This is a genomic window from Arthrobacter sp. B0427-1-12, from assembly GCF_059092905.1.
The window spans coordinates 1-20,147 of record NZ_JBNHIC010000003.1 but is presented as its reverse complement, the minus strand read 5'-3'; the positions used below and the strand labels follow the sequence as shown (position 1 = coordinate 20,147).

The 20,147-nt window shown below is 67.8% G+C and carries 18 protein-coding genes; 7 read left to right on the top strand and 11 right to left on the bottom strand.

Annotation, left to right across the window (positions count from 1 at the left end):
* The first annotated feature begins 106 nt into the window (after nt 1–106).
* Both AC5RWU_RS03495 and AC5RWU_RS03490 read left to right on the top strand, forming a co-directional pair.
* Nucleotides 107–1,738 (top strand): sensor histidine kinase, encoded by a 1,632-nt coding sequence (locus AC5RWU_RS03495; RefSeq protein WP_494029433.1) that lies wholly within the window; start codon nt 107–109, stop codon nt 1,736–1,738.
* Nucleotides 1,735–2,451 carry a response regulator gene (locus AC5RWU_RS03490; protein WP_494029434.1) on the top strand — a complete coding sequence of 239 codons (717 nt, stop codon included), beginning with the start codon at nt 1,735–1,737 and terminating at the stop codon, nt 2,449–2,451. The genes AC5RWU_RS03495 and AC5RWU_RS03490 overlap by 4 nt, the downstream gene beginning before the upstream one ends.
* A gap of 3 nt (nt 2,452–2,454) precedes the next feature.
* On the opposite strand, the gene AC5RWU_RS03485 is transcribed toward AC5RWU_RS03490, so the two are convergent.
* A complete protein-coding gene (locus AC5RWU_RS03485) occupies nt 2,455–4,374 on the bottom strand; it encodes an AMP-binding protein (RefSeq protein WP_494029435.1) in 1,920 nt (639 codons plus the stop codon).
* A 189-nt stretch (nt 4,375–4,563) separates the two neighbouring features.
* Between AC5RWU_RS03485 and AC5RWU_RS03480 the strand changes: the two genes are divergently transcribed.
* From AC5RWU_RS03480 to AC5RWU_RS03465, 4 genes are all read left to right on the top strand, one after another.
* Complete coding sequence (locus AC5RWU_RS03480; protein ID WP_494029436.1) at nt 4,564–5,256, top strand: GntR family transcriptional regulator; 693 nt, start codon at nt 4,564–4,566, stop codon at nt 5,254–5,256.
* Nucleotides 5,253–6,773: an MmgE/PrpD family protein gene (locus AC5RWU_RS03475; RefSeq protein ID WP_494029437.1), complete on the top strand. Its 1,521-nt coding sequence runs from the start codon at nt 5,253–5,255 to the stop codon at nt 6,771–6,773. Before AC5RWU_RS03480 ends, AC5RWU_RS03475 begins: the two co-directional genes overlap by 4 nt.
* Nucleotides 6,774–7,679 (top strand): methylisocitrate lyase, encoded by a 906-nt coding sequence (gene prpB, locus AC5RWU_RS03470; RefSeq protein ID WP_494029438.1) that lies wholly within the window; start codon nt 6,774–6,776, stop codon nt 7,677–7,679.
* A gap of 64 nt (nt 7,680–7,743) precedes the next feature.
* Nucleotides 7,744–8,883 carry a bifunctional 2-methylcitrate synthase/citrate synthase gene (locus AC5RWU_RS03465; RefSeq protein WP_494029439.1) on the top strand — a complete coding sequence of 380 codons (1,140 nt, stop codon included), beginning with the start codon at nt 7,744–7,746 and terminating at the stop codon, nt 8,881–8,883.
* 51 nt (nt 8,884–8,934) lie between these two features.
* Here the strand turns inward: AC5RWU_RS03465 and AC5RWU_RS03460 are convergent, their stop codons facing one another.
* The 10 genes from AC5RWU_RS03460 to AC5RWU_RS03415 form a co-directional block, all read right to left on the bottom strand.
* Entirely contained in the window at nt 8,935–9,426 is a 492-nt protein-coding gene (locus AC5RWU_RS03460; RefSeq protein ID WP_494029440.1) for an 8-oxo-dGTP diphosphatase, read from the bottom strand.
* Between the two features lie 17 nt (nt 9,427–9,443).
* Nucleotides 9,444–10,478, bottom strand: a complete 1,035-nt coding sequence (xerD, locus tag AC5RWU_RS03455) for a site-specific tyrosine recombinase XerD (RefSeq protein ID WP_494029441.1) — start codon at nt 10,476–10,478, stop codon at nt 9,444–9,446.
* Between the two features lie 3 nt (nt 10,479–10,481).
* Nucleotides 10,482–11,186 (bottom strand): NUDIX domain-containing protein, encoded by a 705-nt coding sequence (locus AC5RWU_RS03450; RefSeq protein WP_494029442.1) that lies wholly within the window; start codon nt 11,184–11,186, stop codon nt 10,482–10,484.
* A gap of 3 nt (nt 11,187–11,189) precedes the next feature.
* A complete protein-coding gene (gene pyrG / locus AC5RWU_RS03445) occupies nt 11,190–12,944 on the bottom strand; it encodes a CTP synthase (RefSeq protein ID WP_494029460.1) in 1,755 nt (584 codons plus the stop codon).
* A gap of 70 nt (nt 12,945–13,014) precedes the next feature.
* Nucleotides 13,015–14,775: a DNA repair protein RecN gene (recN, locus tag AC5RWU_RS03440; RefSeq protein WP_494029443.1), complete on the bottom strand. Its 1,761-nt coding sequence runs from the start codon at nt 14,773–14,775 to the stop codon at nt 13,015–13,017.
* Entirely contained in the window at nt 14,772–15,818 is a 1,047-nt protein-coding gene (locus tag AC5RWU_RS03435; protein WP_494029444.1) for an NAD kinase, read from the bottom strand. The genes recN and AC5RWU_RS03435 overlap by 4 nt, the downstream gene beginning before the upstream one ends.
* Entirely contained in the window at nt 15,819–16,673 is an 855-nt protein-coding gene (locus AC5RWU_RS03430) for a TlyA family RNA methyltransferase (RefSeq protein WP_494029445.1), read from the bottom strand.
* A gap of 6 nt (nt 16,674–16,679) precedes the next feature.
* Nucleotides 16,680–16,877, bottom strand: a complete 198-nt coding sequence (locus tag AC5RWU_RS03425) for a hypothetical protein (RefSeq protein WP_494029446.1) — start codon at nt 16,875–16,877, stop codon at nt 16,680–16,682.
* 15 nt (nt 16,878–16,892) lie between these two features.
* Nucleotides 16,893–17,900: an HAD-IIA family hydrolase gene (locus AC5RWU_RS03420; RefSeq protein ID WP_494029447.1), complete on the bottom strand. Its 1,008-nt coding sequence runs from the start codon at nt 17,898–17,900 to the stop codon at nt 16,893–16,895.
* Nucleotides 17,893–18,873, bottom strand: coding sequence for a hypothetical protein (locus tag AC5RWU_RS03415; protein WP_494029448.1), 981 nt, complete (start codon nt 18,871–18,873; stop codon nt 17,893–17,895). The genes AC5RWU_RS03420 and AC5RWU_RS03415 overlap by 8 nt, the downstream gene beginning before the upstream one ends.
* Before the next feature lie 36 nt (nt 18,874–18,909).
* On the opposite strand from AC5RWU_RS03415, the gene AC5RWU_RS03410 reads away from it, so the two are divergent.
* Nucleotides 18,910–19,728: a hypothetical protein gene (locus AC5RWU_RS03410; protein ID WP_494036902.1), complete on the top strand. Its 819-nt coding sequence runs from the start codon at nt 18,910–18,912 to the stop codon at nt 19,726–19,728.
* The last annotated feature ends 419 nt before the right edge of the window (nt 19,729–20,147 follow it).

The following is a 20,147-nucleotide window of genomic DNA, read 5'->3' as shown; positions in this document are numbered from 1 at the left end:
GATAGCTGACACCCATGGTGCGGCACGCGGGTGAGCGGAATCACTATTGCGTTCATAATGTTCGCCGCGCCACATTGGCGGCCCTGCCGGCGCCTAAAGTAGAGCCATGAAAAGCTGGAGCATCGCCCGCCGTTTCCTGGTGGGCCAGCTGATCTTCATCGCGCTGTTGACGGCCGTAGTCTCCGCCGCGCTGTTCATCGATGCCCGCAGCCAGAATTACGCGCGGGCGGAACAGCGGATGCTCTCCATCGCGACCGCCTTCGCGGACAGCCCGTTTGTTGTTGCCGAGGTGCAGAAGCCATCCCCCTCGGAAACACTCCAGCCCTATGCCCTGAAGGTCATGCAGGATGCCGGCGTGGATTTCATTACGATCATGGCCCCGGACCGGACCCGGTTCACCCATCCCGATCCCGAGGAACTTGGCCGCCCGTATATCGGCTCCATCGAACAGGCCCTGGCCGGGCAGCCGTTCACCGAGGTGTTCGCCGGTACCCTGGGGCCATCTGTGCGGGCCATTGTCCCCGTCCGCGGCGCAGCCGGCGAGGTGGTGGCGATGGTCGCCGCCGGGGTGACGGTGACCAATGTTTCGGTAGCCATGAATGCGCGGCTGCCGTTCGTCATTGCCCTCTCGCTGGCGGTGATGGCCGCCTCCGCGCTGGTTTCCTGGCTGCTCAGCCGGTACCTGCGCCGGGTGACCCTGGGCTGGGGGCCGGAACAGCTCGCGCGGATCTTCATCTCCTACGACGCCCTGCTGCATTCGGTGCGCGAGGGCCTTGCCCTGGTGGACCCCGCCGGCCAGCTGGCACTCTACAACGACCAGGCGGCCCGGTTGCTCAACCTCCCGCTGCGCAAACCCAATGCGCCGGCCGCTGCGGTCGAGCCGCTCCCGCTGCCGCCTTCCCTCAAGGAGCTGTTCCTGTCCGGCCGGAGTGCCCAGGATGAAGTCCATGTGACCGAGGACCGCGTACTCATTGTCAGCCAGGCCGAGGCCATGCCGTCGGCATCGGGCGGCAGACCGCAGGGGACCGTCGCGACGCTGCGGGACCACACGGAAATCGAGGCCCTCACCGGCGAACTGCAGACGATGCGCACGTTCACCGAGGCCCTGCGGGCCCAGACCCATGAACATTCCAACCGCCTGCACACCATCGTTTCCCTGATTGAACTCGGGCGCGGCAACGAGGCGCGCGAATTCGCGGCACGGGACCTGCAGCACTCTCAGCAGCTGACCGACGAGGTGGTCTCCGCCGTCGATGAACCGTTCCTCACCGCACTGCTGATGGGCAAGGCCGCGCAGGCCAACGAACGCGGGATCGAGCTCAGCATCAGCGGCCACGGAGACCTGGGGCAGGACACCCTGGGCAACGCCGGGCTCGATCCCGCGGAGCTCGTCACCATCGTGGGCAACCTGCTGGACAACGCCTTCGACGCGGCGGCCGGCTCGGCTGCCAAGCAGGTCGCGATCGATTTCCTGACGGCAGACGCCACGCTTGAGATCATGGTGGAAGACAGCGGCCCCGGAATCGACCCCGAACTGCGGGAGCGGGTCTTCGACCTGGGCTTCAGCACCAAGGAACCAGGCCCCCAGGGGCGGGGCGTCGGCCTGGCCCTGGTCCGCCAGTCAGTCAGCAGGATGGGCGGCGAGCTCTACATCGAGAACGCCCCCGGCGCGGTCTTTACCGTCCGGCTGCCGCTCCATCCCCGAAACAGCAAAGGCAGAGGCGAAGAGACAAAGTGAGCGAACCGATCCGTGTCCTTGTCGTGGAGGACGAGGACCTCACCGCCCAGGCCCATGCCGAATATGTCCGCCGGATGGACGGCTTCGAAGTCGCCGGCATCGCCCGGACCGGATCCGAGGCCACGGCCCGCCTCGGGCTGGGACGCCCGAAGGAAGCGGCCGGCCCCCGTGCGGCCGACGTCGACCTGATACTGCTGGACATGAACCTGCCCGATCTGCACGGCCTGGACATTATCCGGCGGATCCGCGGTGCCGGCCTGCCGGTGGGCATCATCGCCGTGACGGCGGTCCGCGAGCTGCCGGTAGTACGCCAGGCCATCGGCGCCGGCGTCGCCCAGTACCTGATCAAGCCCTTCACCTTCGCGGCCTTCGCCGAGAAGCTGACCCACTACCGGAGCTTCCGCGAGAGCCTGGACCGGCAGGCCGCCGCCACCACCCAGGCGGAGGTGGACAAGGCGCTGGCCGCGCTGCGCGCCCCGGGCCAGGCGGCGATGCCGAAGGGTCTGGGCGAGGAAACCCTCAACAGTGTCATCGCACTGCTCCAGCAGAGCAGCCGGCCGGTTTCGGCCGTGGAGGTCACGGAGCAGCTGGGCATCTCCCGTGTCACCGCGCGGCGCTACCTGGAGCATCTGGCCGACCAGCAGTCCGTCCTGCGGTCGCCCCGCTATGGCACCCGCGGACGCCCCGAATTCGAATACAGCTGGCGGCGGTGACCGTCAGCCGCGCAGCACGCGGGCCAGGGATTCCAGCACCGAGGCGTCCTCAATGGTCGACGGCACCGTGTAGCTGTCGCCGTCCGCCATCTGGCGCATGGTCTTGCGCAGGATCTTGCCGGAGCGGGTCTTCGGCAGCGCCGGGACCACGCGGACGTCCTTGAAGTCGGCAACCGCGCCGATACGGCTCCGCACCAGGGCCACCAGTTCCGCCCGCAGGTCCTCCTCGGCGATGTCCGCCCCGGCCTTGAGCACCACGTAGCCGCTGGGCCGCTGGCCCTTGAGTTCATCGGCGACTCCAATGACGGCGCATTCGGCCACGGCCGGATGGGCGGCGACCGCCTGTTCCATGGCCCCGGTGGAAAGCCGGTGGCCGGACACATTGATCACATCGTCCGTCCGGCCCATGACGAAGACGTAGCCGTCCTCGTCCATATACCCGGAGTCGCCCGTCGTGTAGCAGCCCTCGAAGACCTTCAGGTAGGAAGAAATGTACCGTTCGTCATTGTCCCAGAGCGTGGGCAGGGTGCCCGGCGGCAGCGGCAGCCGGATGACGATGTTGCCCTCGGTTCCGGCCGGGACCGCCTGTCCGGCGCTGTCTACGATGCCCAGCCGGTAGCCGGGCACCGGCACGCTGGGCGAACCCGCCTTGACCGGCAGCGGTTCCAGGCCAATCGGATTGGCGCAGATCGCCCAGCCGGTCTCGGTCTGCCACCAGTGGTCGATCACCGGAACCTCGAGCGCGGCCGAGATCCACGCGTAGGTCTCCGGATCCAGCCGCTCCCCCGCTGCAAACAGCGTCCGGAGGCTGCCGACGTCGTACTTTTCCAGTTCCAGGGCATCCGGATCCGCCTTCCGGATGGCGCGCAGCGCTGTGGGCGCGGTGAACAGAACGTCCACCTGATGGTCCTGGACCACCCGCCAAAAGGCGCCCGCGTCCGGCGTGCCCACGGGCTTGCCCTCGTACAGGACCGTGGTGGCTCCGGCCAGCAGCGGCGCGTAGACAATGTAGGAGTGGCCCACCACCCAGCCGACGTCGGAGGCGGTCCACATCACCTGGCCGGGGCCGACGCCGTAGATGTTCGCCATGGACCACGCCAGCGCGACCGCGTGGGAACCGTTGTCCCGCACCACGCCCTTGGGCGCACCTGTGGTGCCGGAGGTGTACAGGATGTACAGCGGATCGGTGGCGGCGACGCTGACCGGACCGGCGGGCGCGGCCCCGGCCGCCAGCGTGTCCCAGTCATGCCAGCGCGCGCCCTGCTGTCCCGCCCCGCCGGCGACCTCCTCAATCGAATGGGCGAAGCCCTTCCGGGCCTTCACCACAACGTCCGCCACCGGATGCACGGCCAGCGCCAGCGCCTCGGCGACGGCCGGGAGGTATTCGATCCGCCGGCCCGGCTCCATGCCGCCGGTTGCGGTGACGACGGCGGCGGGCCGGGCATCGTCGATCCGCGCCGCCAGCTCGCGCGGGGAGAAACCGCCGAAGACCACCGAATGGATGGCGCCAAGGCGCGCCGTGGCCAGCATGGCGATCACCGCCTCGGGAATCATCGGCATGTAGATGATCACACGGTCGCCGTGCCCGACGCCCAGGCCGGCCAGGACGCCGGCGAACGTCTCCACCTCGGCCAGCAGTTCCGCATAGCTGTACCGGCGCTGGATGCCCAGCATCGCAGAATCGTAGATGAGCGCAGTGGCACCACCGCGGCCGGCCGCGACGTGGCGGTCCAAGGCATTGAAGCTGGTGTTCAGCCGCCCGTCGGGAAACCAGCGGTAGAGCGGCGCCCTGCTGTCATCGAGGGCCCGCCGCGGCGCGGCATCCCAGTCCACCAATGAGGCGGCCGAGAGCCAGAAGGATTCCGGATCCTCCATGCTCTGCTCGTAGCAATCCCGGTAGCTGCGGCCTTTAGCCGGTCCCATAATGCCCTCCGCGCGACGGTAACGTGATGCAGCTCATACTAGCGCCGGAGTGAAGAGTAGGGCAAGATGTTTGTATACACAAAGCCGTTGACTTTCCAATCTTTTCAAGAAAAAGGGTTGCCGGAAGCGGGCGGATGTATACAATCGAAGGGAAGACGATCAGTGCGGAGCACTACGGAGGGAGGGCCAATGCGGGCCAGCGACCGCGCCTACCGGGCGCTTCGGGAAGACATCGTCGAATGGCGCCTGCCCCCGGGCACCGTCCTGGGGGAGGTGGAGCAAGCCGAGCGGCTTGGCGTCTCCCGCACTCCCCTGCGCGAGGCGCTGGCCAGGCTGACGGCGGACGGCCTGGCCAGACCGCAAAGCGGACGGGGCGTCGTCGTGACCGATATCTCACTGGAGCACATCAGCGAACTCTTCGAGCTGCGGCAGGCACTCGAATGCCAGGCCGCGAACCTGGCGGCCCGGCGCGGAAATCCCGAGGTTTTCCGCCGGCTCCGGGAGGAGTTCCTGGACGCTGCGTCGCTGCTGCAGGACGATCCGAGCCGCCACGACTACTACGACCTGGTGGAAAGACTGGACTCGGCAGTGGACGATGCCATGGCGAACTCCTATCTGCAGCAGGCCCTGCGGAACCTGCGCCTGCACTTGGTGCGGGTGCGGCGGCTGGCCAAGGACAACCCCAGCCGGCTGCTTGCCGCGGCGAACGAGCATGCAACCATCGCCGAGGCGATCGCCAGCGGGGACGGGCCGCTGGCCAGCGCGGCCACCGCCATCCATCTGCACAAGAGCCTCGAGCACCTGCGCGGAACCCGGAACCTCAGCCCCCAGCCGGCGGGCAACGAACCTGATACAGCATCATCTGAAAGGACAGCTTCATGACTGTGAACCACCACGTGCGCGTCTACCGCAGCGAAGAAAACCTGGCCCGCAAGGATCAACTGGCGTGGAAGATCGCCGAGGTTGCGGCCGACCCCGTCGAGGTTGCCGACGACGTAACCGACATGGTGATCAACCGGATCATCGACAACGCCTCCGTCGCGGTCGCTTCGCTGCAGCGCGCGCCGATCGTCGCCGCCCGGGCCCAGGCGTTGACCCACGCACCGACCACCAACGGCAAGGGCGCCTGCGTCTTCGGCATCACGGAGCGGGTCTCCCCCGAGTGGGCGGCCTGGGCCAACGGTGTTGCGGTGCGCGAACTGGACTACCATGACACGTTTCTCGCCGCCGAATATTCCCACCCCGGGGACAATATTCCGCCGATCCTTGCCGTCGCCCAGCACGTCGGCGCCGGCGGCCGGGACCTGATCCGCGGCATCGCGACCGGGTACGAAATCCAGGTGGACCTGGTCAAGTCGATCTCGCTGCACAAGCACAAGATCGACCATGTGGCCCATCTTGGTCCCTCGGCGGCCGCCGGCATCGGCACCCTGCTGGGCCTCGACGCCGAAACCATCTTCCAGGCGGTCGGCCAGGCCCTGCACACCACCACCGCCACCCGCCAGTCCCGCAAGGGCGAAATCTCCACCTGGAAGGCGCATGCACCGGCCTTCGCCGGCAAGATGGCCGTCGAGGCAGTGGACCGCGCCATGCGCGGGCAGACCTCCCCCACCCCGATCTACGAGGGCGAAGACGGCGTCATCGCCTGGCTGCTGGACGGCCCGCAAGGCTCCTACGAGGTTCCGCTGCCCGCCCCCGGCGAAGCCAAGCGGGCGATCCTGGACACGTACACCAAGGAGCATTCCGCCGAATACCAGGCCCAGGCCTGGATCGACCTGGCCCGCAAGCTCCACCGCGAGCATCCGGAACTCGCGGACCCGGCCAACGTCAAGAGCATTGTCATCCACACTTCGCATCACACGCACTATGTGATCGGCTCCGGCGCCAACGACCCGCAGAAGTACGATCCGACCGCTTCCCGCGAGACGCTGGACCATTCCATTCCCTACATCTTCACCGTGGCCCTGCAGGACGGTGCCTGGCACCATGTCGACTCCTACACTCCGGAGCGCGCCGGACGCCAGGACACCGTGGACCTGTGGCAGAAGGTCAGCACCGAAGAGGATGCCGAATGGACCCGCCGGTACCACTCGCTGGACCCGGCCGAGAAGGCCTTCGGAGGGCGCGTGGAAATCACCCTGACCGACGGTTCCACCGTCGTCGAGGAGATCGCCGTAGCGGACGCCCATCCGCTGGGTGCCCGGCCCTTCGCCCGCGAACAGTACATCAGCAAGTTCCGCACCCTGGCCGAGGGCCTGGTGGAACCGGCGGAAATCGAGCGCTTCCTGGACACCGTCCAGCGGCTGCCTGAGCTGAGCGCCGGCGAGCTGGACGGGCTCAACATTACTGCCAAACCCGGCGTCATCGACCTGGCCGCCGGACCGAAGGGGCTGTTCTAGATGCTCTACGCCCACACCACCCCGGAGCAGAAGCGCCGGACGCTGCGGGACGGACTCGCTTCCGGCGAACTCCTCCAGTTCCCGGGCGCCTTCAACCCGCTTTCGGCCAGGCTGATCGAGGAGAAGGGCTTCGACGGTGTCTACATTTCCGGCGCCGTCCTGGCCAATGACCTTGGCCTGCCGGACATCGGCCTGACCACCCTGACCGAAGTGGCAACCCGCGCCGGCCAGATCGCCCGGATGACCGACCTGCCGGCCCTGGTGGACGCGGACACCGGCTTCGGCGAGCCGATGAACGTGGCCCGCACCGTCCAGGAACTGGAAAACGCAGGCCTGGCCGGCTGCCACATCGAGGACCAGTTCAACCCCAAGCGCTGCGGGCACCTGGACGGCAAGAACGTGGTCGACCTGGACACTGCCACCAAACGGATCCGCGCCGCGGCCGACGCGCGCCGGGATCCCAACTTCCTGATCATGGCACGCACCGACATCCGTGCGGTGGATGGCCTGCAGGCCGCACAGGACCGGGCCAAGGCCCTGGTCGACGCCGGCGCGGACGCCATCTTCCCGGAGGCAATGCGGGACCTGGGCGAATTCGAGGCCATCCGCAACGCCGTCGAGGTGCCGATCCTGGCCAACATGACCGAGTTCGGCAAGAGCGAGCTGTTCACCGCCAAGGAGCTGGCTTCCGTGGGGGTCAATATGGTCATCTACCCGGTGACGCTGCTGCGCATGGCCATGGGCGCGGCCGAACGTACCCTGGACACACTCAAGGCCGAAGGTACCCAGCAGCCCCAGGTGGAGAATATGCTGACCCGTGCGCGTTTGTACGAATTGGTGGATTATGAGGCATACAACCGCTTTGATACGTCCGTGTTCAATTTCCAGGTACCCGGTACCCACTGATGTGGCAGCCATCCAGGCAGCCTGATCGACAGCCAGAACTTTCGATAACAGACAAGGAAGTCCCATGAACGCCGAAACAATCGAAGTCCGCAAGGGCCTGGCCGGAGTTGTCGTCGATACGACCCGGATCTCGAAGGTCAACCCGGAAACCAATTCGCTGCTCTACCGCGGCTACCCAGTGCAGGAGCTGGCAGCGAAGTGCAGCTTCGAGGAGGTCGCGTACCTGCTGTGGCACGGTGAGCTGCCCAACCAGGAACAGCTCGCCGCCTTCCAGAAGGTCGAGCGCGCCGGCCGCGCGCTCGATCCGGTGGTCAAGCAGGTCATCGATGCCCTTCCCGCGACGGCCCACCCGATGGACGTCTGCCGCACCGCCGCCAGTGTCATTGGCGCCCGGCATCCGCTGGCCGAGGATTCGACGGCCGAGGCCAACCTGACCAAGTCGATGGACCTGTTCGCGGCGATGCCCGCCGTCGTGGCCTACGACCAGCGCCGCCGGCACGGCCAGGACCCGGTGCCGCCCCGCGCGGATCTGGACTACTCGGCCAATTTCCTCTACATGACCTTTGGCGAAGAGGCGGCCCCGGACGTGGTGGAGGCCTTCAAGGTATCCATGGTGCTGTACGCGGAGCATTCCTTCAATGCCTCCACGTTCACCGCACGGGTGGTCACCTCGACGCTCTCCGACCTCCACTCCGCCGTCACCGCAGCCATCGGCGCCCTGAAGGGACCGCTGCACGGCGGAGCCAATGAAGCCGTCATGCACACCTTCGAGGAGATCATCTCCTCCGCGAAGGGCGGCGATCTTGCCGGCCATGCGAAGGCGTGGCTAGAGGACGCGCTGGCCAGCAAGAAGAAGATCATGGGCTTCGGCCACCGTGTCTACAAGCACGGCGATTCCCGGGTGCCGACGATGAAGGCTGCCTTGGACAAGATGATCGCGCACTACAACCGTCCGGACCTTGCCGAACTCTACGCAGCGCTGGAAGCGGCCATGGGCGAGCGCAAGAACATCCAGCCGAACCTGGACTATCCTGCCGGGCCGGCCTACCACCTGATGGGCTTCGACACGCAGACCTTCACGCCGCTGTTCGTCGCCAGCCGCATTGTCGGGTGGACCGCCCACATCATGGAGCAGCTGGAAGCCAACTCGCTGATCCGTCCGCTGAGCGTCTACGACGGCCACGACGAGCGCCACGTGTCCTAGCTGACTGCCACAAAAAATGCAAGGGCCGTTCCCGCGCCAGCGGGAGCGGCCCTACGTATAGACCGCCGACAGCACCGATTCATGGTCCTGGGCCAGGGTGATGCGGACGTTGAACCGCTCGCCGGCCAGGAACCGGGGCAGCCAGTGCTCGGCGTCCTGCCACATCTGCTCCACCGGCAGCCGGCCGACGTCGAACCACTCCGGATCGATCTCGCTGGAGCCCGTGGGCTCGCCGGACCAGCGCCATCCGACGAAGACGGTGGCATGCATGTCCCACTCGGACCGGCTGGGAAATTCAAAGAGCACAGCGCCCATTTCCCGTAAGTGCCGCGGCTGTACCCTGATCCCGGTTTCCTCCTGCAGTTCGCGGCTGGCCGCTTCCGCCAGAGATTCCCCCGGCTCCACCTTGCCGCCGGGCCCCACGATCTTTCCTGTGCCGAAGCCGGTCTTCTTATGGCCCAGCAGGACCTGCCGGCCGCCGTCCGGGGTATTCCGGAGCAGGAAGCACAGGACAACCGCCTTCGGAACCGTCTTCGGAGTCATGGAGCCAGTGTAGGGTGTTACCGCTCAGCCGGGCTGCCCAGTGCCCTGGGGTGGGCGGCCGCATAGACCTCCCGCAGGGTTTCCGCGGTGACCAGTGTGTAGACCTGCGTGGTGGTCACCGAAGCGTGTCCCAGCAGTTCCTGGACGACGCGTACATCCGCTCCGCCCTCCAGCAGGTGCGTCGCGAACGAATGCCGAAGGGTGTGCGGGGACACGTCCTGCGTGATCCGCGCCTTGCCTGCGGCGGCCTTGAGGATGGTCCAGGCGCTCTGGCGGCTCAGCCGGCCGCCCCGCGCATTGAGAAAGAGCGCCGGTGTCCCCTTGCCCTTGGCGGCAAGGCCGGGCCGGGCGCGGACCAGGTAGTCGTCAATCGCCTTGGCCGCATAGGAGCCCAGCGGCACCAGCCGCTCCTTGGAGCCCTTGCCGAAAAGACGTACGACGGCGGGACCGCCGTCGGTGCCGGCGTCACCGGCCGCTGCGGTCTGCTCCGCCCCGGCTGCAAGGTCGTCGATGTCGAGTCCGACGGCCTCGCTGATGCGCGCGCCCGTGGAATAGAGGAACTCCAGCAGGGCACGGTCCCGCAGGCCGGACGGTGTATCCGTCCCGACGGCCTCGAGGATGCGCGTCACCTGGGCAACGGAGATCGCTTTGGGCAGGCGTTTGCCCGGCATCGGCGGATGGACATCGCTGGCCGGGTTAGCGGTGCTGATTCCCTCCAGCGCCCAGAATCTGTGCAGTCCGCGGACGGCGACGATGGTCCGGGCCGCGGACCGCACACTCAGCGCGGCGGCTCCGTCCGCCCCGTCCGCCAGCGCCTGCGCAAAGGCAGTCACATCGTGCCGGGTGATCCGGTTGACTGAGGATATGTTGCGGGCGGCCAGGAAACGCAGGTACCGCAGCAGATCCCGGCGGTAGGCCGCCAACGTATTGGCGGCCAGTCCGCGCTCCACGGCCATGTGCTGAAGATAGTCGCCAATGGCCCTGCCGAGTTCGGAGGACCGGAGCGCGGACGGTGCCGCCGAAGTCTCCCGGACACCGGGGTCTGCCGTCATCGACTAGTCCTGCAGTGCCGTCCCGGCCGGCCACAGGTGGTGCTGGCTGTGGTGTTCCGGCCACGGCGCATCCGCTGGACGAAGGTTGGCAAAGCCGTCCCGCTTGGCTGCGGCCGCGGCCAGGACACCGACAACGGCCGACGGATTGTGCAGCCGCCCTTCAAGGGCAGCGCGCACTGCGTCTTCCAGCTCCACCCACTGAAACTCGATTTCCGCTTCTTCATGGGTCCGGACATGCCGCTCCGCTTCAGGGACCGGGCTGATGCCGCGGGCCAGATAAATCCGGATGGCCTCGCTGGAGGATCCCGGCGAATTGAAGAAATCGACCAGGACGTTCCATTCGGCGGCGGCCAGGTCGGCCTCCTCCGCCAGTTCCCGGGCGGCAGCGGCCACGAAATCCTCGCCGTCCACGTCCAGAAGTCCGGCCGGAACCTCCCACAGCGCCATGCGTACCGGCTGCCGGTACTGGCGCAGCAGCAGCACCTTGCCGTCGTCGTCCAAGACGACGACGGCGACGGCGCCCGGATGCTTGATGTAATCGCGGACCAGGGGCTCCGCCCCCTCGGTCAGCCGGAACTTGTCCTGGACCACATTCCAGATGCGCCCCTGGTAGACGATGCCGGAACGGATCAGCCGCCGGGGGCTCTGCTCATCGGCGAAACTGCCCGGCTGGTCGCCGCTGGACTGGTCACGGGTGAGCCGGGCCATGGCCTAGGCCTTCGCCTTCTGCGGCGTTGCGGCCTTCGGAGCCCGGCCCGCGGGCCGCCCGGAGGTCCGGTCACCCTTCTGGTGCGCCAGTGCGGCCGCGATCAGGCCGGCGAACAGCGGGTGCGGCCGGGTCGGACGCGAGCTGAGCTCAGGGTGCGCCTGGGTGGACACGTAGTACGGATGCACGTCCTTCGGCAGCTCGACGAACTCCACCAGCTTGCCGTCGGGAGATGTTCCGGAGAACACCAGTCCGGCCTGGCCGATCTGGTCGCGGAACTGGTTGTTGACCTCATAACGGTGGCGGTGGCGTTCGCTGACCTTCGTGGTGCCGTAGGTCTGCGCGACCACGGACCCCTCAGTCAATGCTGCTTCGTAGAGTCCCAGCCGCATGGTGCCGCCCATATCCCCTTCACCGGCGACGATTTCCAACTGCTCTTCCATCGTGGCGATGACCGGGTACTTGGTGTCCGGGTCGAATTCACTGGAGGACGCGCCCGCCAGGCCCACGACATTGCGGGCATATTCAATCACCATGCACTGCAGGCCCAGGCACAGGCCCAGGGTGGGCAGCTTGTTCTCCCGGGCGAATTTCAAGGCGCCCAGCTTGCCTTCCAGGCCGCGGATGCCGAAGCCGCCGGGCACACAGATCGCGTCCACGCCGTCCAGCGCCGTGGACGCTCCCGCGGGAGTGTCACAGTCGTCGGAAGGCACCCAGCGGATATTGACCTTCGCCTTGTTGGCGAAGCCGCCGGCACGCAGCGCTTCGCTGACGGACAGATAGGCATCAGGCAGATCGATGTACTTGCCGACCAGCGCGATTTCGACTTCATGGTCCGGGTTGTGGACGGCTTCCAGCAGCTTGTTCCACTTGGTCCAGTTGACGTCCTTGAACTTCAGGTCCAGTGCCTGGACGATGTAGGCGTCCAGGCCCTGTGCATGCAGCGTCTTGGGGATGTCGTAGATGCTCGGCGCGTCCGGGCAGCCGATGACGGCATCCGAATCGACGTCGCACATGCGGCCGATCTTCTCCCGCATGGCCTCGGGGACCTCGCGGTCCGAACGGATGACGATCGCGTCGGGCTGGATGCCGATCGAGCGCAGCGCGGCCACGGAATGCTGCGTCGGCTTGGTCTTCAGTTCGCCGGACGGGCCGATGTAGGGCACGAGGGAAACGTGCACGAAGAACACATTGGAACGGCCGATGTCCTGGCGGACCTGGCGGGCCGCCTCCAGGAACGGCTGGGATTCGATATCGCCGACAGTGCCACCGATTTCGGTGATGATGACATCCGGGGCCTTCTTGGACTGAGCCGCCAGGCGCATCCGGTGCTTGATCTCGTCGGTGATGTGCGGGATCACCTGGACCGTGTCGCCGAGGAACTCGCCGCGGCGTTCCTTGGCGATGACCGCTGAGTACACCTGGCCGGTGGTCACATTGGCCGAGGCATCGAGGTTCTCATCCAGGAACCGCTCATAATGGCCAATGTCCAGGTCCGTTTCGGCGCCGTCGTCGGTCACGAAAACCTCGCCGTGCTGGAAGGGGTTCATCGTGCCCGGATCCACATTCAGGTAGGGATCCAGCTTCTGCATCGTCACGGACAGGCCGCGCGACCTCAGGAGATGGCCGAGGCTGGACGCCGTCAGCCCCTTTCCCAGCGAAGACGCTACACCGCCGGTGACGAAAATATGCTTGGTTGGCTGGGGGGACTTGGAAAATCGGGAAATTGATCGCTGCACCACGGAATTCGAGCCTATCATCTTCACGGGCTTCCCCGCCGCCGGGACCGCCCTCGTTTATGCATCGTGGTGAACCGCACACGCGGTTCGGTTACTGACGCGCGGTAATTTCTTGAGCCGATGCTCCATCCTCCCACAGCGCGCGGGCATCCTCGAGCAGTTCGCGCGCATGCTCCCGGGCCGAGCTGGAATCCTCCTGCCCAGCCAGCATCCGGGCCAGTTCCTTGACCCGCTCGGCATCGTCGAGGACCGACACGTCGCTGGCGGTGACCCCCTGCCCGTCGCCGCCCTTGGGGGAGGTCTTGATGACCCGGATGTGCCGGGTTGCGAAGGCCGCGACCTGCGGCAGGTGCGTTACCACGATGACCTGGACGTGGCGGGCGAGTATGGCCAGCCGGCGGCCGATTTCGACGGCGGCCTTGCCGCCCACGCCCGCATCGACCTCGTCGAAGACGAAAGTCGGCACGGGATCGACGGCGGCAAGCACCACCTCGATGGCCAGCATGACGCGGGAGAGTTCACCGCCCGATGCACCCTTGCCCAGAGGCCGGGCCGGAGCTCCGGGATGGGGCTGCAGCAGGAAGGAGATGTCATCCGAACCGTGGGCCATGAGTTCACCGGTCGGCTCCACCTGCACCACCAGCGTCGCAGCGGCCATGGCCAGGGCGGAGAGCTCATCGCTGACCCGCTGCCCCAGCTCCCCGGCCGCCTGGCTGCGCAGCGCGGTCAGCTCTGCGGCCTGCTCCTTCAACTGCTCCTCAAGGGCGGAGATTTCCTGCTCCAGCTGTTCGATCCGGGTCGAATCATCCGAGAGCTCGTCAAGGCGGGTCCGGCTGGCAGCGCTCCACTCAAGGACCTCGTCGATGGACGGTGCATACTTGCGCACCAGCTTGGCCAGGTCCGCCCGCCGCGCTTCGACTTCGGCCAGCCGCTCCGGTCCCTCGCTGTCCAGGGAAGCACTGTAGCTGGAGAGTTCCGCCGCCACATCCGCCAGGATATAACCCACTTCCGCCAGGCGTTCGGCAGCCGCGGCCAGCTGGGGATCATGCCCCCCGGCCTGTTCCAGCGTCCGCTTGGCCGCATCGACCAGGGACGTCGCGTCCCCCGATTCGGTGTACTCCTCGGCGACCAGGGCCTGGTGGGCCAGCAGCGCTGCCGCCCGAAGTTCCTCGATATTGCCCAGGCGCACGGCCTCGGTCTTCAGCTGCTCGTCTTCCCCGGGCTGCGGGTCGATCCCGTCGATCTCCTCGAGCGCGGTCTGGAGGGATTCCGCCTCGCGCAGCCGCTCCCGGGCATCCCGGTGCAGCTGCTCGACCTCCGCCGAGGCGGCGCGCCAGCGGTCGAAGCCGCGGCGGTACTGAGCCAGCAGCTCCGCGAGCCCGGCTCCTGCGTATTTGTCGAGCGCTTCGCGCTGGGCCACGGCGCTCTTCAGGCGCAGCTGGTCCGTCTGGCCATGGACCACCACAAGCTCTTCGCCCACCTCGGCGAGGACGCCGACCGGAGCGGCGCGCCCGCCCACATGGGCGCGGCTGCGGCCATCCGCATTGACGGTACGGGCCAGCATCAGCTCCGCGCCGCCGTCGTACTCTTCGATGTCCCCGCCGGCCTCCGCCACGCGCCGGGCGGCCGGGCCGTCCGGTTGGACGCGGACCACGGCCTCCGCGACCGCGGACTTGGCCCCGACACGGACCGCACCGGCGTCCGAACGGGCGCCAAGCAACAGCCCCAGTGCCGTAACGACCATGGTCTTGCCCGCGCCGGTCTCGCCCGTGACGACGCTGAAGCCCGGGCCAAGCGGCAGGGTGGCGTCCGCGATGACGCCCAGGTCCCGGATGCGGATTTCCTCAATCACGTGGTGCGCCCTTCCTCCTCGGACCTCGGCGCCTCGACCGGCCCGTCCTCCGGTGCCGGCGCCAAGTGGTGCGGTTCAACAGTGTGCAGCGGTTCGATCGCGGGAATCTGCGTCGTCTTGGCCGCCGCCGCGTCGCCGTGGGTGACCGGTCCGCGCCAGCCCTGAGTCGGCAGCTGGAACTTGCGGACCAGCCGTTCGGAGAAGGGCGTTGGATGGGTCCGGGCCAGACGGACCGGTATGTCCGAACGGGTCACCTCGATCCGTGCGCCCGGCGGCAGCTCCAGCGTGCGCCGGCCGTCGCACCACAGCACGCCGCCCGCGCCGGTGCGTGAGAGCACCTCCACGGCCAGCACCGATGTCGGCGCCACGACCAGGGGCTTGGTGAACAGGGCGTGGGCGCTGATCGGCACCAGCAGCATGGCATCCACCTCGGGCCAGACCACCGGACCGCCGGCGGAGAAGGCATAGGCCGTGGAACCGGTGGGGGTGGCCATGACCACACCGTCGCAGCCGAACGAGCTCAAGGGCCGGGCGTCCACTTCCATAACGACTTCCAGCATGCGTTCCCGGTTGGCTTTTTCCACGGCGGCCTCGTTGAGCGCCCAGGTGTGGGCGATCAGCTGTTTGTCCAACCAGACCTTGACATCAATGGTCATGCGTTCCTCGACGGTGTAGGACCGGTTGACCACCCATTCCACGGTCTGGGCGAGGTCCGCCCGTTCACTTTCGGCCAGGAAGCCGACGTGGCCCAGATTGACCCCCAGCAGCGGCACCCCGGCGTCCCGGACCAGCTCCGCCGAACGCAGGATGGTGCCGTCGCCGCCCAGGACCATGCCCAGGTCCACACCTGCCAGCTCCACATCCTCATCGAGGATTTCCGTGGGCGCTGTGAGGATGCCGTAGACCGTCTGGATGTTCTCCAGTTCCTTGCGGCGCATCACCGGGACCAGGCCGGCGGTGTGGAGCTGGGTGCAGGTTTCATGCGCCGCGGCCATGGCGTCCTGCCGGCCGGTGTGGGCCAGGACAAGAATCCGTCTGCTCATTTACGCTCCTCCGCTGCCATTGACGCTGCCTCCGGTACCGCCCCAGTCTCCGGTGAAGCAGGCAAGTGCCCGGGAGACCTCTTCCTCCAGCCCACCTTCGATCCTAGGTGCGGCCTGTGACAATGGCACAACTATCCACATAAAGAATTCCACGTTGCCGTCCTGGCCGGGCAGGGGGCTGCGCGCGATCCCGCGCACCTGCAGCCCCAGCCGAAGCGCCGCGCGGACCACTTGGGCAACCGCCCGCCGTCGTTCACTTCCCGAGGTCACCACCCCGGTGCTGCCGAGCCGTTCCCGGCCCACCTCGAACTGCGGCTTGACCATCAGCAGCAGGTTTCCGCCCCGGCGCGTGGCCGTGGCCAGCGGCTCAAGGACCAGCGTCAGCGAGATGAAGGACAGGTCCGCCACGGTCAGGTCGGCAGGTCCACCGATGTCCGACGGCGTCAAATAGCGCACGTTCATGCCCTCGTAGACGCTCACCCTGGGATCGGTCCGCAGTTCTTCCACCAGCTGTCCGTGCCCCACATCGACGGCGGCGACGTGCCCGGCTCCCGCCCGAAGCAGCACATCCGTGAACCCGCCGGTCGAGGCGCCGGCGTCCAGGCACCGCAGTCCGGCAACCTTGACCTCGGGAAAGGCCGCCAGCGCGCCGGCCAGTTTGTGTCCAGCCCGGCTGACATATTCCGGTCCGGTCTCCGCGGCCAGCTCGAGGGGCGTGTGCGCGCTGACGGAGGCCGAGGCCTTCTGCAGCACGGTTCCGGCCGAGCTGACACGGCCGGCGGCGATCATTTTCGCGGCGAGTGTACGTGAGCGGGCAAGGCCGCGGGTGACAAGTTCCTGGTCCAGGCGGGTCATCAGCGGCTAGTCGGATTCCGCGTCGAGCTCGGCCAGCAGCCGGTCATGGAGCTGCTCGTAGGCGGCTGCGTGCTGTTGTGTCGGCAGGCCCGGCACCTCCGCCAGCGCCGCCATAATCGCGTCAACGTCGGGGTTTCCGGTGGCTTCCATCTCCTCCGGCCAGTACGCCGCGGCCGATTGCGGCTCTTCGTCTCCGGTCGTCATCTGCCTGTCCTTGCGTCAACCCTCGATTTCCGGCAGACGGGCGGATTCCGCCCCCGGGGTGGCCGTCCACCAGGCCGCGCATGCCGCACGCCAGGTGTCCAGGTCCCCGCGCCCGCCTTCCAGCATAACGACGCCGTCAGCCACCCGGGCGGCCGATCCGCCGCAGCGGAAGATCCCGCCGGCTTCGACAACCTCCGGATACGGCTCGTACAGGCCGCCCAGATCCTGCAGCAGGTACTTCGGACGCTCGGCGGCACGTGCAGCCAGGATGGTTTCCACCGTATCGACGCCGGTGAGCACCGCGGCGGTATCGATCCCGGCGTTGGTGCCGCCAAGAATATCCGTGTCCAGCCGGTCCCCCACGATCAGCGGCCGGCGCGCGCCAAGGCCGCCTGCCGCCGTCTTGAACAGCGGCGCTTCGGGCTTGCCCGCCACCAGCGGTATCCGGCCGGTTGCGGCCCGCACCGCCGCAACGAGGGAACCGTTGCCGGGTGCAATGCCGCGCGCCTGTGGAATGGACATGTCGGTGTTCGTGGCTACCCAGAAGGCGCCGGCGGCGATCGCGTACGATGCCTCGGCGAGGTCCCTCCAGCCCAGACCGGGATCAAAGCCCTGGATCACCGCCTCCGGCTGATCGAGGGCAGAGTGCACCGGCTCCATCCCGTGCGCCCGAATCTGCTCGGCAAGCTCGGCGCTGCCGGTGACCAGGACCTTGGCACCGGCGGCCACATGCCCGGCCAGCAGCGCCGCTCCCGCCCGGGCGGATCCGAAGACCTGCTCCGCGGTAGCCGGCGCCCCGAGTTCCCGCAGGTGTGCCGCAACCTCTTCGGCGGAGCGCGAAGCATTGTTGGTCACGTAAGCCAGGGCCACGCCGACCTCCGCCAGCCGTTCCAGTGCTTCGGCAGCCCCGGGAACGGCATGCGGCCCCCGGTAGACGACGCCGTCCAGATCGGCCAGGACGGCGTCGTACCCGGAAATGAGCATGCCTGCGGACGCAGACGGTACCGAGCCGGATTCAGTCATCAGTCCGCCCGGTGTCCTCCGCCGAGTCCGGACCGGCCGAGTCCGGGCCTGTCGGCTCCGGTTCCGGAGCAGATTCCGGTTCCGCGGTTTCGTCCTGCTCCGCTGGGGCCTTGGCTGCTGCCTCCCCGCCCGGTTCGTCCGGTGCTTCTGCTGTGCTTTCCCCGCCGCCCTGCGGTGCGCCGCCCTGCGGTTCAGAGGAACGCGGCTTCCGCGGCTCCTCCTCATCACCGACCAGGTCGATGATCTCCGGTTCCGCGAAATCCCCGACTCCCAGCGCCTTCTCGGCAACCAACGCCTGGCGCCGCCACTGGCCCGCCTCATCGGCGCGGCCAACCCTTTCGAGCGCATCGGCGTAGGCCCTGAACAGCCGCGGGCTGAAGGAGAAGGCCCGGTTGCGGTCCAACTGGGGAATCTCCAGCGCGGTCACTGCGGCTTCGTACTCCTCAAGATCGGCACGTGCACCGGAGGCAACCATCGCCAGTTCGACTTGACCGGCGGAATCAAGTTCCGCCGCGTCCTCCGAACGGACTAGATCCAGGGCCCTGTCCGGCCGCCCCAGGCCGCGTTCGCAGTCAGCCATGGTCGGCAGATGGACATTGGAGCCACTGATCCTGCGGAAGGTACGGAATTCCCGAAGAGCCTCACCGTAGTGGCCCGCGGCATAGGCGGTGACCCCAACGGCTTCACGGACCGCTGCCATTCGGCCACCGCGCCGGCTCGCCGCCAGCGCATGCTGGAACGCCAGCTCCGGCTCTTCATCGATGAGCCGGCCTGCCATGACCAGATGCTTGGCCACCCATTCCGCGCTGCGGGATTCCAGCGTCTTCAGCTGCGCCCGGGTGGCACGGTCCAACTCCGAGCCGGTTACGTCCTCGTCGATTTCCGGCGAACGCGGGCGTTCCGGCCGGTTGGAGCTGCGCAGGTCAGCTGCGGTCCCATGCTGCGGTGCAGCCGTCTCAACCGATTCCGACACCGACTCCTCGCCTGGCCTGCCCCGGTACGGCTTGCCGTGACGTTCCTGGCCACGGTGCTGACGGCCGTCCTGCGGCTGGCCTTGATATGGCCGCCGCTCGGATCCCCTGTCACCGCGGTACCCGCGGTCTGCATTCTCACTGCGCTCACCGCGTTCACCACGGCGATCGAAAGAGCGCTCACCGCGCGGCTCGAATCCGCGTCCGCCCCGCCGGCGATCGTCCCCGCCAAAACCGGAACCGGAATCGGTGCCCCTGCGCTCGGGCCGTCCGCGTTCCGGGCGTCCGGCGGAGGCCCCCCGGTCGAAGCGGCGATCATCGCGCTGTTCCCGACGCTGGAAGCCGCCGCGCTCACCGGTCTGGCCTTCCCGGCGGAAACCGCCGCGCTGGGCATCCTCGCGCCTGCCGCGATACTCACCCTTTTCGCCTTCGCGGCCGAATCCGCTGCCGCCGCGGCCTTGGCCGTCCGTGCGCCGGTCGTAACCCGGCGTCCTGCCTTCACCGCGCTGATAGCCGCCACGGCCCTCGGCACCGCCGCGCTGACCTTCCCGGCCCTGGTATCCACCGCGCTGGAAATCGCCCCGCTCGCCCTCACCGCGCCGATAGCCGCCACGGCCTTCAGCACCGCCGCGCTGACCTTCCCGGCCCTGGTATCCACCGCGCTGGAAATCGCCCCGCTCGCCCTCACCGCGCCGATAGCCGCCACGGGCTTCAGCACCGCCGCGCTGACCTTCCCGGCCCTGGTATCCACCGCGCTGGAAATCGCCCCGCTCGCCCTCACCGCGCCGATCCGGGCGGTAACCGCCGCCCTCGGTGCGGCCTTCACGCGACCGGTAACCGCGAGGAGAACCACCTGAATTGCTGGTGGGGCGGTATGCACCGCCTGAGGATCTGCCGCGCCCGCCGCCGTGACCACCAGAACCGCGGCCTTGGCCTCCGTCGTTGTGCTCTGACATGGCTGTTGATTCCTCTCGTCGTGAGCCGACCAACGGGGTCAAATTGCAGTCGCTCGTCGCTATGGATCTGTTATCAGGACACCAGTAAAAAATGTCCCGATCAATTCTAGTGCGAATCGCATCCCGTGCATTCGACTTTACCGCCCGGCCCGGCAGTCCACCCGAGGCAGCCCAGGACAATCCGCGCGGCTTGCTGTCCGGGGTGCAAGGGGGTGTGTAGCGGGGTGGGGTGGTGTTAAAGGGGTCAGGCCCCGCCGTCGTCGGCGGGGCCTGGCCCTGTTACGGTGTGTCCGGCGGTGTCCTACTCTCCCACACCCTCC

What these genes read in the sequence shown, in the direction of transcription:
- AC5RWU_RS03495 (WP_494029433.1), top strand. Translation starts at nt 107, where the DNA reads ATGAAAAGCTGGAGCATCGCCCGCCGTTTCCTGGTGGGCCAGCTGATC.
- AC5RWU_RS03485 (WP_494029435.1), bottom strand. Translation starts at nt 4,374, where the DNA reads ATGGGACCGGCTAAAGGCCGCAGCTACCGGGATTGCTACGAGCAGAGC.
- AC5RWU_RS03480 (WP_494029436.1), top strand. Translation starts at nt 4,564, where the DNA reads ATGCGGGCCAGCGACCGCGCCTACCGGGCGCTTCGGGAAGACATCGTC.
- AC5RWU_RS03475 (WP_494029437.1), top strand. Translation starts at nt 5,253, where the DNA reads ATGACTGTGAACCACCACGTGCGCGTCTACCGCAGCGAAGAAAACCTG.
- prpB (WP_494029438.1), top strand. Translation starts at nt 6,774, where the DNA reads ATGCTCTACGCCCACACCACCCCGGAGCAGAAGCGCCGGACGCTGCGG.
- AC5RWU_RS03465 (WP_494029439.1), top strand. Translation starts at nt 7,744, where the DNA reads ATGAACGCCGAAACAATCGAAGTCCGCAAGGGCCTGGCCGGAGTTGTC.
- AC5RWU_RS03460 (WP_494029440.1), bottom strand. Translation starts at nt 9,426, where the DNA reads ATGACTCCGAAGACGGTTCCGAAGGCGGTTGTCCTGTGCTTCCTGCTC.
- xerD (WP_494029441.1), bottom strand. Translation starts at nt 10,478, where the DNA reads ATGACGGCAGACCCCGGTGTCCGGGAGACTTCGGCGGCACCGTCCGCG.
- AC5RWU_RS03450 (WP_494029442.1), bottom strand. Translation starts at nt 11,186, where the DNA reads ATGGCCCGGCTCACCCGTGACCAGTCCAGCGGCGACCAGCCGGGCAGT.
- pyrG (WP_494029460.1), bottom strand. Translation starts at nt 12,944, where the DNA reads ATGATAGGCTCGAATTCCGTGGTGCAGCGATCAATTTCCCGATTTTCC.
- AC5RWU_RS03435 (WP_494029444.1), bottom strand. Translation starts at nt 15,818, where the DNA reads ATGAGCAGACGGATTCTTGTCCTGGCCCACACCGGCCGGCAGGACGCC.
- AC5RWU_RS03430 (WP_494029445.1), bottom strand. Translation starts at nt 16,673, where the DNA reads ATGACCCGCCTGGACCAGGAACTTGTCACCCGCGGCCTTGCCCGCTCA.
- AC5RWU_RS03425 (WP_494029446.1), bottom strand. Translation starts at nt 16,877, where the DNA reads ATGACGACCGGAGACGAAGAGCCGCAATCGGCCGCGGCGTACTGGCCG.
- AC5RWU_RS03420 (WP_494029447.1), bottom strand. Translation starts at nt 17,900, where the DNA reads ATGACTGAATCCGGCTCGGTACCGTCTGCGTCCGCAGGCATGCTCATT.